The 12,003-nt window shown below is 65.4% G+C and carries 10 protein-coding genes; 5 read left to right on the forward strand and 5 right to left on the reverse strand.

The window, feature by feature from the left end; all coding sequences use genetic code 11:
• Positions 1–6: 6 nt before the first annotated feature.
• From ACFRAU_RS05965 to ACFRAU_RS05985, 5 genes are all read right to left on the reverse strand, one after another.
• The gene (locus tag ACFRAU_RS05965) at positions 7–882 is read right to left on the reverse strand and encodes a metal ABC transporter permease (RefSeq protein ID WP_377993961.1); all 876 of its coding nucleotides are present in this window, start codon (positions 880–882) and stop codon (positions 7–9) included.
• Complete coding sequence (locus ACFRAU_RS05970; RefSeq protein WP_377993960.1) at positions 882–1,697, reverse strand: metal ABC transporter ATP-binding protein; 816 nt, start codon at positions 1,695–1,697, stop codon at positions 882–884. The genes ACFRAU_RS05965 and ACFRAU_RS05970 overlap by 1 nt, the downstream gene beginning before the upstream one ends.
• A complete protein-coding gene (locus ACFRAU_RS05975; RefSeq protein WP_377999184.1) occupies positions 1,694–2,665 on the reverse strand; it encodes a metal ABC transporter solute-binding protein, Zn/Mn family in 972 nt (323 codons plus the stop codon). Before ACFRAU_RS05975 ends, ACFRAU_RS05970 begins: the two co-directional genes overlap by 4 nt.
• 130 nt (positions 2,666–2,795) lie before the next feature.
• On the reverse strand, positions 2,796–3,866 hold the full coding sequence (locus ACFRAU_RS05980) for a hemolysin family protein (protein ID WP_377993958.1): 1,071 nt from the start codon (positions 3,864–3,866) through the stop codon (positions 2,796–2,798).
• Positions 3,863–5,290: a hemolysin family protein gene (locus ACFRAU_RS05985; RefSeq protein WP_377999185.1), complete on the reverse strand. Its 1,428-nt coding sequence runs from the start codon at positions 5,288–5,290 to the stop codon at positions 3,863–3,865. Before ACFRAU_RS05985 ends, ACFRAU_RS05980 begins: the two co-directional genes overlap by 4 nt.
• A gap of 364 nt (positions 5,291–5,654) precedes the next feature.
• Here ACFRAU_RS05985 and ACFRAU_RS05990 point away from each other — a divergent pair, with 364 nt between their 5' ends.
• The 5 genes from ACFRAU_RS05990 to ACFRAU_RS06010 all read left to right on the forward strand — a co-directional run bounded on the left by ACFRAU_RS05990 (position 5,655) and on the right by ACFRAU_RS06010 (position 11,945).
• Positions 5,655–9,482: a multifunctional oxoglutarate decarboxylase/oxoglutarate dehydrogenase thiamine pyrophosphate-binding subunit/dihydrolipoyllysine-residue succinyltransferase subunit gene (locus ACFRAU_RS05990; RefSeq protein WP_377999186.1), complete on the forward strand. Its 3,828-nt coding sequence runs from the start codon at positions 5,655–5,657 to the stop codon at positions 9,480–9,482.
• 143 nt (positions 9,483–9,625) lie between these two features.
• Positions 9,626–10,225: a GDSL-type esterase/lipase family protein gene (locus tag ACFRAU_RS05995; RefSeq protein WP_377993955.1), complete on the forward strand. Its 600-nt coding sequence runs from the start codon at positions 9,626–9,628 to the stop codon at positions 10,223–10,225.
• A gap of 89 nt (positions 10,226–10,314) precedes the next feature.
• On the forward strand, positions 10,315–11,142 hold the full coding sequence (locus ACFRAU_RS06000; RefSeq protein ID WP_377999187.1) for a DUF4097 family beta strand repeat-containing protein: 828 nt from the start codon (positions 10,315–10,317) through the stop codon (positions 11,140–11,142).
• Entirely contained in the window at positions 11,142–11,747 is a 606-nt protein-coding gene (locus ACFRAU_RS06005) for a PadR family transcriptional regulator (protein ID WP_377999188.1), read from the forward strand. Before ACFRAU_RS06000 ends, ACFRAU_RS06005 begins: the two co-directional genes overlap by 1 nt.
• 123 nt (positions 11,748–11,870) lie before the next feature.
• The gene (locus tag ACFRAU_RS06010) at positions 11,871–11,945 is read left to right on the forward strand and encodes a 50S ribosomal protein bL37 (RefSeq protein WP_369299106.1); all 75 of its coding nucleotides are present in this window, start codon (positions 11,871–11,873) and stop codon (positions 11,943–11,945) included.
• Positions 11,946–12,003: the final 58 nt, after the last annotated feature.

Raw genomic sequence — 12,003 nt, forward strand, 5'->3', positions numbered from 1 at the left:
AGGTAGTTAGACGGTCCGCATGACCCTGCCGTTGAGGCCGCGCTTGGCGCGGACGCTGCCGATGACCCGGCACACGACGTAAATCAGGAACGACAGCGTGGTGACGTAGGGGCTGATGGGGATGCGCCCGCCGAGGGCCAGCAGTATTCCCCCCACGGTCGCCGAAACGGCGAACACCACGCTCAGCAGCACCACGAGTCGCGGCGAGGACGTCACCCGCAGGGCCGCAGCCGCCGGCGTGATCAGCAGGGCAAGAACCAGCAGCGCGCCCACAATCTGGATGGAAAGCGCCACGCTGACACCCAGGAGCACCATGAACACCAGGGCCAGCGACCGCACGGGAACGCCGCGGGCCTCGGCCAGCTCCGGATCAACGCTGGCGAAACTCAGCGGGCGCCAGATGAAGCACAGCGCCGCCATCACGGCCACCGCGGTCCCGGCCAGGACCTGCAGCTGAACAGTGTCCACCGACACAATCTGCCCGGTCAGGAGTCCGAACTTGTTGGCGGCCCTGCCCTCATAGAGCGACAGGAAAAGAATCCCAAGGCCCAAGCCGAAGGGCATGATGACGCCGATGATGGAGTTCTTGTCCCGCGCCCTAACACCCATGAGCCCGAGCAGCAGCGCAGCCGCCACGGACCCCACCAGGGAGCCGAACACCACGTCGGTGCCAATGAGGAGCGCGAAGGCGGCGCCGGCGAACGACAGTTCGGAAATTCCGTGGACCGCGAACGCCAGGTCGCGCTTCATGACAAAGGTCCCCACCAGGCCGCCGAGGAGTCCCAGCACCGCGCCGGCCCACAGCGAGTTCTGCACCAGCACCAGCAGCTCGCCATAGTTCTCGAAGTTGAACACCGTTTGCAGGAAAGATGCGAGATCCATCAGGAACCCTCCCCGGCAGCGGCGTGCGCGTCGTCATGATGGTGGGTGGTGGCGTCGGGCAGACCGACGACGACGATCCGGCCGTTGGCATGGATCACTTCCACGTTGCTGTCGTAAAGATCGGAAAGGACTTCGGTGGTCATCACCTCGTGCGGCGTTCCCACGCTGAACCTGCCGCCGGCCAGGTACAGGATCCGGTCCACGTAGTCGATGATGGGGTTGATCTCATGGGTCACGAACACCACGGCGCTCTTCCGGTCATGGCATTGCTTGTTGATGAGCGCGCTAACGGCCTGCTGGTGGTGCAGGTCCAAGGACAGGAGCGGTTCGTCGCACAGCAGCACCTTCGGGTCAGTGGCCAGGGCCTGCGCCACACGCAGGCGCTGCTGCTCACCGCCGGATAATTGCCCGACGGGCACTTTCGCATAGTCGCTTGCCCCGACGAGCTCCAGCAGTTCGTCAATCCTGCGGTTGGCTTTGGCGGTGCCGAGCCGGATTCCCCAGCGATGCCCGTCGACGCCCAGTCCCACCAGGTCACGGGCGCGCATGGGGGTGTCCGGCAGGAAGGGCTTCTGCTGCGGGACATAGCCGATCATGTGGCTGCCCCGCTCCACCGGGTGTCCGCCGAGGTTGGCCTGGCCGGAGTGCAGCTCCTGAAGCCCCAGAAGGACCTTGAGGAAGCTGGTCTTGCCGCTGCCGTTGGGACCCAGCACCGCGAAGAACTCCCCCGGATTGATGTCCAGGTCCAGGCCTTCCCAGAGCGCGCGCCGGCCGAACTTCAGCGATGCCTGCTTCAGGCTGATGACTGGGTTCAACGCTGGCTCTTCAGTGCGTTGCTGATGTTGTCCACGTTGTCCGCCATCCATTCCAGGTAGGTCTTGCCGTCCGGAAGCGTTTCAGTGAAGTTCACCACCGGCGTTCCCGAAGCGCTGGCGGCGTTTTTGACAGCCTGGGTCTGCGGGCCTTCCGTCTGCTCGTTGTAGGCGAGGAAGCGTGTGTCCTTGGCGGCGGCCGTCGAGGTGGCTGCCCTCAGGACGGCAGGCGGAACGTCGGCGCCTTCCTCGACGGCGGCCGTGTACTCGGCAGGGGTGCGGTTCACCAGTCCTGCAGCTTCGAGCAGGTAGAGGGGCACCGGTTCGGTCACGGCGACGCCGGCACCGCCGTGCGAGGTCTTCATTGCGGAAATCTTACTCTCCAGTTTCGCGAGACCGGACTTGAACCCGGCGGCGTTGGCCTTGAACTGGTCGGCCGAGGCGGCGTCGAGCGCGCCAAGCCGGGCTGCCACGGCATCCGCAAGGTGTGTCATGGCGTCAAAGCTGTACCAGACGTGTTCGTTGAAGTCGCCGTGGTCATGGGAGTGCCCGTCCTGGGCGTGGGCGGAGGCGGTGGCTGCCGATTCCGGCGCCAATCCCGACACCTCCACGGCACTGATGATGTTCTCGTGCGGCACGTTGCTGTCGTCCGCCAGGGTGTGGATGAAGTCGTCATAGCCGCCACCGTTTTCCACCACCAGCTTGGCCTTGGACACCTTCAGCCGGTCCTGGGCGTTGGCTTCGTAGGAGTGCGGATCCTGGCTGGGACGGGAGATGATGGCCGCGACGTTGACCTTGTCCCCGCCGACGACCTCAACGATGTCCCCGTAGACGTTCGTGGATGTGACAACGGCGATGCGGCCATCAGCTGCTGTGCCTGCCGACTCAGACGCCGGCGATCCGCAGCCGGTCAGGAGCAGGCCGAATCCGGCCAGGGCGGCGGTCAGGACGGTGCGGGCGTTGCTGGGCACGGAAAATACCTCGGTTCTGGACAGATCGGGTTGCGGGGAGGGGCAACCCCTAGTCGAGTGTATCGCTAAATAGGAATGATTCCTATTTAGAATTCACGACGGCGGTGCGCCGCCGGTACACCCGGGGCGGCTATTCGCCGTCGGGCCTGCCCAGCCGCCGGATGCCCTTGGCCTGGGTGGCATCCCGGATTTCCCCCACAAGCTGCTCGATCACATCCTCCAGGAACAGCACGCCCTCGGTCTGGCCGCCCGGCCCGATGACGCGCGCCAGGTGGGAGCCGGAGCGCTGCATCACGGACATCGCCTTTTCTATCTCGTCGTCGCGCGAGAGATTGGCCAGTGACCGGATGCGGCTCTCCGCGATGGGCAGCTCATAACCGGATTCCGGGATGGCAAGCACATCCTTGATGTGGAGGTAGCCAGCCAGCAGGTTGTCATCGTCCAGCATCGGGAAGCGGGAGAAACCGGTCCGGCTGACAGCCTTTTCAAACTCCAGCGGGGAGGTTGACGACCTCAGCATGACCAGCCGCTCCAGTGGAACCATGACACTGCCGGCGGTGTACTCCGAGAATTCGAGGGCGCCGGTGATCAGGCCGGCGTCGTCGTCCACCAGGCCGTGCCGCGTGGACTCCTGCACGATGGATTGCACCTCCTCCAGCGTGAACGTAGAGCTGACCTCGTCCTTGGGCTCGATGCGCATCAGCCGCAGGATGTGGTTCGCGGACCAGTTCAGTGCCGCGATGACCGGGTTCACGATCCTTGCAATGAACATCAGCGGCGGAGCCAGGAGCAGCGCCGCCTTGTCGGCAACGGACACGGAAATGTTCTTGGGCACCATCTCGCCAAACGTCACATGCAGGAACGTCACCAGCATCAGGGCCACGGCAAACGCCGAGACGTCGGCAATTTCGGCGGGCACGCCCAGCCCGGCCAGGGGTACGGCCAACAGGTGGTGGATGGCCGGCTCCGCGACCAGAAGGATCAGCAGCGAGCACACTGTGATGCCCAGTTGCGCGCACGCCAGCATCAGCGAGACGTTCTCCATGGCCCGAAGGGTGGTCTGTGCGCGCAGTACACCCTGGTCCGCGAGGGGCTCGATCTGGCTCCGGCGTGCTGACATGACGGCGAATTCCGCGGCCACGAAAAAGGCATTGCCCAGGAGCAGCAGCACCAGCCAGAGCAGTCCCGCCCAGTCGCTCATGGCCGGCCGCCGTTCCCCGGCTTGCCGTTCCCTGATTTCCCGTTCCCCGGCTTGCCGTGATTGGCCGGCCCATGTTTGACCACTGTGCTCCTGCCGGCCTGGTCAGCGGCGGGCGGGTCCTGCGGTTCACGGTGCGGCCTGAAGCAGATCCGGTCGATGCGCCGGCCGTCCATCCTGGTGACGCTGAGCGTTCCGCCGCCGGCTTCCACAATGTCCCCCACCTGGGGTATCCGCCCGAGCTCGCTCATGACGTACCCGCCCACCGTCTCGTACGCGGCCTCGTCGGGAACGGTGAGGCCCGGAATCTGTTCCGAGAGTTCGTCCGGCCGCATCAGACCCGGAAAATACCAGTCACCGGAGGCGCTTTGCAGCAGCCCGGGCCGGACTTTGTCGTGCTCGTCGGCCACTTCGCCCACGATTTCCTCGACCAGGTCCTCCAGCGTGGCTATGCCGGCAGTTCCGCCGTACTCGTCCAGCACCACAGCAAGCTGCAGGTTGCCCTCCCGCAGTTCGGCGAGCAGGGCATCGAGGTGGATGGTTTCGGGCACCCTGAGGACGTCCGTCATGATGGCACCCGCCTCAAGCTTTCGCCGGCGGTTCGGCGGGACCGCAATCGCCTTCTTGACGTGCACCAGCCCGCGGATGTCGTCCGCTGATTCACCGATGACGGGGAAGCGCGAATATCCGCTGCGGCGGGCCGCATCGATGATGTCCGACACCGGCTGGTCGGCGTCGATGGTTTCGACGCGGATGCGCGGAGTCATCACATCAGCTGCGCTGCGGCCGGAGAAGTTCAGCGTGCGGGCAATAAAGTTCGCGGTCCCCGGATCGAGCGTGCCCATGGCCGCGGACCTGCGTACCAGGGATGCAAGCTCTGCGGGCGTGCGGGCGCCGGAAATCTCCTCCTTGGCCTCCAGCCCGAAGACATTCAGCACCTTGTTGGAAAAACCGTTCAGGACCACGATGGCAGGCTTGAAAATCGCGGTAAAGACCAGCTGGGGCCGTGCCAGGGTGCGGCCCATGCGGAACGCGAGGGCAATGGCCATGTTTTTGGGAACGAGCTCGCCCAGGAGCATGGACAGCCCGGTCGCGACCACCATGGCGACCACGAGGGAAACGGAACCGGCCACCGGCTCCGGGATGCCGACGACGGCAATGGGCACCTCGAGCAGCGCCCCCACGGACGGCTCCATGACGTAACCCGTCAAAAGCGTGGTCATGGTGATGCCGAGCTGGCAGCTGGAAAGCTGCGTGGACAGGGATTTCAGGCACTTGAGCAGCGGTACCGCAGCTGCGTCGCCGTCGTCAACGGCACGCTGCACTGTGGGCTGGTCCAGCGCAATAAGGGAAAATTCGACGGCAACGAAGAAGCCGGTTCCGAGGATGAGCATCAGGCCGGCAGCAACAAGGAGCCACTCCGTCATGGGAGTAAGCCCCCTGGCCGGCACCCGGATCTACCGTCCATGGCACCTGTATTTACTGTCCATAAGGATTGCAGTCTACAGGAGCAATGAGCCCCCAGAGAGGACAGGAGCGGCTCATCCCGCGGTCCGGACGCGGTGTCCGCGGGCGGTGGAAAGGACGCTGTCCGGGGCCCGTTTGGATGGCCATTTCGCCATAAATCGGACGGTACATGATTTGGGTCACCCTTATTGGCAGTTAAGCCGGAACGGTCACTAGACTGGCAAAGGTCTGGGTTCATAGGACACAGAAACTGGTTCGATTGTTGTGCCGTGGCACCTTAGGCGACCAGAGGGAAATCAAACTCATGGAAGAGGCGTATTTCAAGTGCCAGAGCAGCCTAGCCACCGTCTGCCAGAGGAATTTGGTGGAAACGAGTGGCTCGTTGACGAACTGTACGAGCGTTACCAGCAGGACAAGAACACGGTCGATGCCAAATGGTGGCCCCTGTTCGAATCATTCGACAGCGGCAACGGTCCATCTTCCAACGGCGTGCCGTCGGTGACGGCCCCGGCGGCCAATCCGGCTACCCGCGAAATACCCGTTGTCACTCCCCCGGCGCCCGCGACGGCACCGGCATCCGCTACTCCCGCGGCCCAGGCGCCTGCGGCAGCTCCGGCACCGGCGCCGGCAGCAGCCCCCGCCCAGCCTGCACCCGCCAAGAAGGCCCCGGCAACGGTGGCCCGCGACGGCGCCAAGAAGACCGAGGCGGGCACCGGCGCCCAGCCCATCCCGGCGCAGCTGCCGAAGAACGTCAAAGCTCCCACCGCCCCCGAGGAAGACGTCGTGTCCATCCTTCGCGGGCCGGCCAAGGCCATTGCGTCGAACATGGTCACGAGCCTCGAGGTGCCCACTGCCACCAGCGTGAGGGCGGTTCCGGCCAAGCTCCTGATCGACAACCGCGTTGTCATCAACTCCAACCTGGCCCGCGCACGCGGCGGCAAGGTCTCCTTCACCCACCTCATCGGCTACGCCGTTGTCCGGGCGCTGTCCCAGTTCCCGTCCATGAACGTGTACTACGACGAGGTCGACGGCAAGCCCGTTGCGGTCCAGCCGGCACACGTGAACTTCGGCATCGCCATTGACATGCCTAAGCCCGACGGCACCCGCCTTCTGATGGTTCCCAACATCAAGAAGGCCGAAACGATGAACTTTGCGGAGTTCTGGCACACCTATGAAGACCTCATCAAGCGTGCCCGCAACGGCAAGCTGACGGCGGACGACCACGCGGGAACCACCGTCTCGCTGACCAACCCGGGCGGCATCGGCACCGTGCACTCGGTGCCCCGTCTGTCGAAGGGCCAGGCGGCCATCATCGGCGTCGGCGCCCTCGACTACCCGGCCGAATGGCAGGGCGCGAGCGAGAAGATCATCGCGCAGAACGCCATCAGCAAGATCCTCACCCTGACCTCCACCTATGACCACCGCGTCATCCAGGGTGCAGGCAGCGGCGAATTCCTCAAGCTCGTCCACTCGCTGCTCCTCGGCGCGCAGGACTTCTACGACGAGATCTTCGAAGCCCTGCGCATCCCTTACGAGCCTGTTCGCTGGAGCCCGGACCTGCAGGTGGACCCGTCCGACCAGATCAACAAGGTCGCCCGGATCCAGCAACTGATCCACTCCTACCGCGTTCGCGGCCACCTCATGGCGGACACCGATCCCCTCGAGTACGTCCAGCGCAAGCACCCCGACCTCGACGTCCTCACCTACGGCCTGACCCTCTGGGACCTGGACCGCGAGTGGCCCACGGGCGGCTTCGGCGGCAAGCCGATGCTCAAGTTCCGCGACATCCTTGGCGTGCTCCGGGACGCCTACTGCCGCACCACCGGCATCGAGTACATGCACATCCAGGACCCGGCCGAGCGCAAGTGGTTCCAGGACCAGCTGGAGCACCCGTACTCCAAGCCGAGCCGCGACGAACAGCTGCGGATCGTCTCCAAGCTGAACGCCGCAGAGGCTTTCGAGACCTTCCTGCAGACCAAGTTCGTGGGCCAGAAGCGGTTCTCGCTTGAGGGCGGCGAATCGCTGATTCCGCTGCTGGATGCCATCATCTCGGACGCTGCCGACGACGCACTGGACGAGGTTGCCATCGGCATGGCCCACCGCGGCCGCCTGAACGTGCTGACCAACATCGCCGGAAAGACCTACGCCCAGGTGTTCCGCGAGTTCGAAGGCACCCAGGATCCGCGCTCCGTCCAGGGTTCCGGCGACGTCAAGTACCACCTCGGCACCGAGGGCACGTTCACGTCGGACAACGGCAAGGAGACGAAGGTCTACCTCGCCGCCAACCCGTCCCACCTTGAGGCCGTTGACTCGGTCCTGGAAGGCATCGTCCGCGCCAAGCAGGACCGCCTGGACCAGGGACAGTCGTTCCCTGTGCTGCCCATCATGGTTCACGGTGACGCAGCCTTCGCCGGCCAGGGTGTTGTGGCGGAAACGCTCAACCTGTCCCAGCTGCGCGGCTACCGCACCGGCGGAACCATCCACATCGTGGTCAACAACCAGGTCGGCTTCACCACCGCACCGTCCTCGTCGCGCTCGTCCACGTACTCCACGGACGTCGCCAAGATGATCCAGGCTCCGGTGTTCCACGTGAACGGCGATGACCCCGAGGCAGTCGTCCGCATCGGCCAGCTCGCCTACGAGTTCCGCCAGCGGTTCCACAAGGACGTTGTCATCGACATGGTCTGCTACCGCCGCCGTGGACACAACGAGGGCGATGACCCCTCGATGACGCAGCCGCTGATGTATAACCTCATCGAAGCCAAGCGCTCGGTACGCAAGCTCTACACCGAGTCGCTCATTGGCCGCGGCGACATCACCGAGGAAGAGGCCGAGCAGCTGCTCCGCGACTACCAGGAACGCCTCGAGCGCGTGTTCGCCGAGACCCACGCCGCCCAGACTTCGCCCATTCCGATCATCACGGCCGACTCGGCAGCGGTATCGGACATCGAGCGTCCCCAGGCACAGCAGTCGGACATCGGAACGAACGCCCCGGCGTCGACGGCCATCTCGGCCGATACGCTTGCCCGCATCGGCAAGGCGCACGTGGAGATCCCCGAAGGCTTCACCGTGCACGCCAAGCTCAAGCAGCTGCTGGAGAAGCGTGAACAGATGTCCCGCGAAGGCGGCATCGACTGGGGCTTCGGCGAGATCGCCGCGTTCGGCTCCCTGATCATGGAAGGCGTGCCCGTCCGGCTCGCCGGCCAGGACTCGCGCCGCGGAACCTTCGTCCAGCGCCACGCCGTGTTCCACGACCGGGCCAACGGCAACGAGTGGCTGCCGCTGGGCAACCTGTCGGACAACCAGGCCAAGCTCTGGATCTACGACTCCCTGCTGTCCGAATACGCGGCCATGGGCTTCGAATACGGCTACTCCGTGGAGCGCCCCGACGCCCTGGTCCTGTGGGAAGCACAGTTCGGCGATTTCGTCAACGGCGCGCAGACCATCATCGATGAGTTCATCTCGTCCGCCGAACAGAAGTGGGGCCAGCGCTCGTCGCTCGTGCTGATGCTTCCGCACGGCTACGAAGGACAGGGCCCGGACCACTCCTCGGCCCGCATCGAACGCTTCCTGCAGCTGTGCGCCGAGGAAAACATCGTCGTCGCCAACCCGACGACGGCGGCCTCGCACTTCCACCTGCTGCGCCGCCAGGCCTACAGCCGGCCACGCAAGCCGCTCATCATCTTCACGCCGAAGCAGCTGCTGCGCCTCAAGGCCGCTGCCTCGTCCGTGGAGGACTTCACCACCGGCGGTTTCCGCCCGGTGATCGGTGACCATGAGCAGCTGCCGGCGGACGCCGTCGAACGCGTTCTCCTCGTCTCCGGACGCCTGTACTACGATCTTCTGTCCACCCGGCAGAAGACCGGCGACAAGACGACGGCGATCGTCCGCGTGGAGCAGCTCTACCCGCTGCCGCAGGCGGAGATCGAGGCCGAGCTGGCCAAGTACCCGAACGCAGAAGTTGTGTGGGCGCAGGACGAGCCCGCCAACCAGGGTCCGTGGCCGTTCATGGGGCTGCACCTGCCTACCGCCCTGGACCGGAAGTTGCGCCTGGTGTCACGCCCGGCTTCGGCGTCCACCGCGGCCGGCTCCATGAAGCGCCACGCTGCGGAGCAGGATGCACTGCTGAAGCAGGCATTCGCACGCAAGTAGCAGAACAGCTGCCCGGCCGGACGGTGACATACCGTTCCAGCCGGGCAGTTCTGTTTAATCGGCGTGAGTTAATGGACCTTTAGTGTTGGCATGCAAACGGTCCGTATCCGGGACACGCCCTCCCAACAAGTGAAGAGGTAGTAGTGGAAGACAGGAAGCTGCGGATTGCAGCTGTTGGAGATGAACTGCTGGCCGGGCTCGGCGACCCCCGGGCACTGGGGTGGCTGGGCAGGGTGCTCGCCCGCACTCCCCAGGACGGCGTGACGGTGGAGAGCTTTTCCCTTCCGTGTCCCCAGGAGGGCACCGAGGGCCTGTCTGCCCGCTGGCTCGAGGAGGCCGGCCGGAGGTTCAGCGACAACCACGAGAACCGGCTGGTCATCGGGCTGTCCGGCCGGGACATCGAGTTCGGGCTGTCCACTGCCCGGAGCCGGCTGAACCTCGCCAACATCCTGGATTCAGCCACCCAGAAGCGGCTGGAGGTCTTCGTCGTGGGGCCGCCTCCCACCCTGGATCCGGTCCAGAACCGCCGCCTCGGCGAGCTCAACACCGCCTTCGCCGACGTCACCACCCGGCGCAAGCACCTCTACGTCGACACGTTTTCGCCGCTGCTAAACCACGAACAATGGCGCCAGGACCTCGCGGCCAACGGGGGCACCCCGGGACAGGCGGGCTACGGGCTGATGGCCTGGCTGGTGCTGCACCGTGGCTGGTTCCAGTGGCTCGGGATGGATTCGCCCGAGTAGGAAACCCACTCGCGATATATCTTGATCTTCCGGCACTAAGGGACTAGCGTGGCTTGCACAGTCACGATATATCGCAAGTGGAGGGGATCATGGAAGAGAACTCCTGGACCGTCACCGGCCCGCAGACCATGGATGTCGACGGCGTCTCCCACCTTAAGGTGGGCATTGTCCGCGGCAGGCTGGACATCGTCACGCACGACGAGGCCGTGGTGCGGCTTGGGGTGTCGGAGGTTGTCGGGGATCCGCTGGCGATCTCAGTGACGGGCGGGCGCCTCGAAATCCGCCACCAGTTGCACGGTCCACAGGGCTGGTTCAAGAACCTGATGGACTCGGTCAACAACAGCAGCAACAACTCCGTGGTCATCAGCATCGCCGTCCCGGCGGGCGTCGAGGTTGAGGCGGGCACCGTCAGCGGGGACGGCCTGGTTTCGGGTGTCCACGGACGGACCCGGCTCAGCACCGTGACCGGCTCCCTGCTGGCCGACGGGACTTCCGGTGAACTGCACGTCAACACCGTCAGCGGCGAGGTGATCGCCCGGAACCACAGCGGCGTCCTCACCGCAAAGAGTGTGTCCGGCGAGGTCACGGCGTCCGGCCAGTTCAGCAATATCCGGGCCAACACGGTCAGTGGGGACATGAGCTTTGACCTGCACGGCTTCACCCATGACTTCGGTGCGAACTCGGTGTCCGGGGACCTGACCGTCCGCGTGCCGCACGACGTCGGCGTGGACATCGTGGCCCAGTCGGCCAGCGGGCCGGTGGTCATCGACGACCGGAAGTACGGCCATCCCGGCGGCAAGGTGCAGACCATCTCAGGCCCGGACGCCAAGCTCATGCTGGTCCGGACCAACTCGGTATCCGGGAAGACGTCCATCTTCCACGGCCAGGCACCGGCCACCGCGGAACAGGCGCTCTGATGCCTCCCGTCTTTGCCCACGGCGCGCTCCGGCTCTACCTGCTGGCGCTCCTGGAGAATGGGCCCAAGCACGGGTATGAACTCATCAAGGCGCTCAGCGACCGGTTCGGCGGCACCTATTCCCCCAGTGCCGGAACCATCTATCCTCGCCTGGGCAAGCTGGAGGAGGAAGGCCTGGTGGCCACGGAATCGCAGGGTCGCCGCACCAACTACCGCATCACCGCTGCGGGCCTGGCTGAACTGGACAGCCGGCGCGAGGAGCTGGAGACCGTCGAGAACGACATTGCAGCGTCCGTCCGGCGGCTGGCCGATGACCTACGTGCCGATATCCGCAGCAACATGCGCGGGCTGCGGGCGGACCTGGCGGCCACGGCCGAAGCGGCACGCTCCGCCGCCAGATCGGCGGACCTGGCCGGCCAGGGCCGCTTCACCGCCGAGGGGCAGCGGATGCTCAAGGAAGCTGAGATGCTGCTGCAGGCGTTCCGCGACGACATGCGCACCGAACTGCGCCTTCACACCAGCGCCCGGCCCATGACGCCCGTGGCCCTGGAAACGGTGCGGACGGTCCTGGAGCAGGCCCGGGTCTCGATCCGCAACTCACTGTAGGGCCGGACCGGGGGCACCGCGGCGTCTCCCTGCGCCCCGCATCGTCCCCGGTTCGCGGCCTGTCCGCTGATATGGGAGACTGGAGGGCAACTCTTTTGGGTAACGAAATTAAGGAGGCCAGCTATGAGCAAGCGTGCACGTAAGCGTCGTGACCGTAAGCGTGGCGGCGCGAACCACGGGAAGCGCCCCAACACCTAAGCCACGGCTTGAACCGAAGCTTAAACGCGATGCCCCCGCTACCAGCAAGGTCTGTCTC

The organism is Arthrobacter sp. NPDC056691, from assembly GCF_042791415.1.
In the GTDB taxonomy this organism is placed as follows: Bacteria; Actinomycetota; Actinomycetes; order Actinomycetales; family Micrococcaceae; genus Arthrobacter.

Excerpts from the sequence above, each read along its gene's own strand:
- ACFRAU_RS06000 (WP_377999187.1), top strand. The coding sequence starts at position 10,315 with ATGGAAGAGAACTCCTGGACCGTCACCGGCCCGCAGACCATGGATGTC.
- ACFRAU_RS05985 (WP_377999185.1), bottom strand. The coding sequence starts at position 5,290 with ATGACGGAGTGGCTCCTTGTTGCTGCCGGCCTGATGCTCATCCTCGGA.
- ACFRAU_RS06005 (WP_377999188.1), top strand. The coding sequence starts at position 11,142 with ATGCCTCCCGTCTTTGCCCACGGCGCGCTCCGGCTCTACCTGCTGGCG.
- ACFRAU_RS05965 (WP_377993961.1), bottom strand. The coding sequence starts at position 882 with ATGGATCTCGCATCTTTCCTGCAAACGGTGTTCAACTTCGAGAACTAT.
- ACFRAU_RS05980 (WP_377993958.1), bottom strand. The coding sequence starts at position 3,866 with ATGAGCGACTGGGCGGGACTGCTCTGGCTGGTGCTGCTGCTCCTGGGC.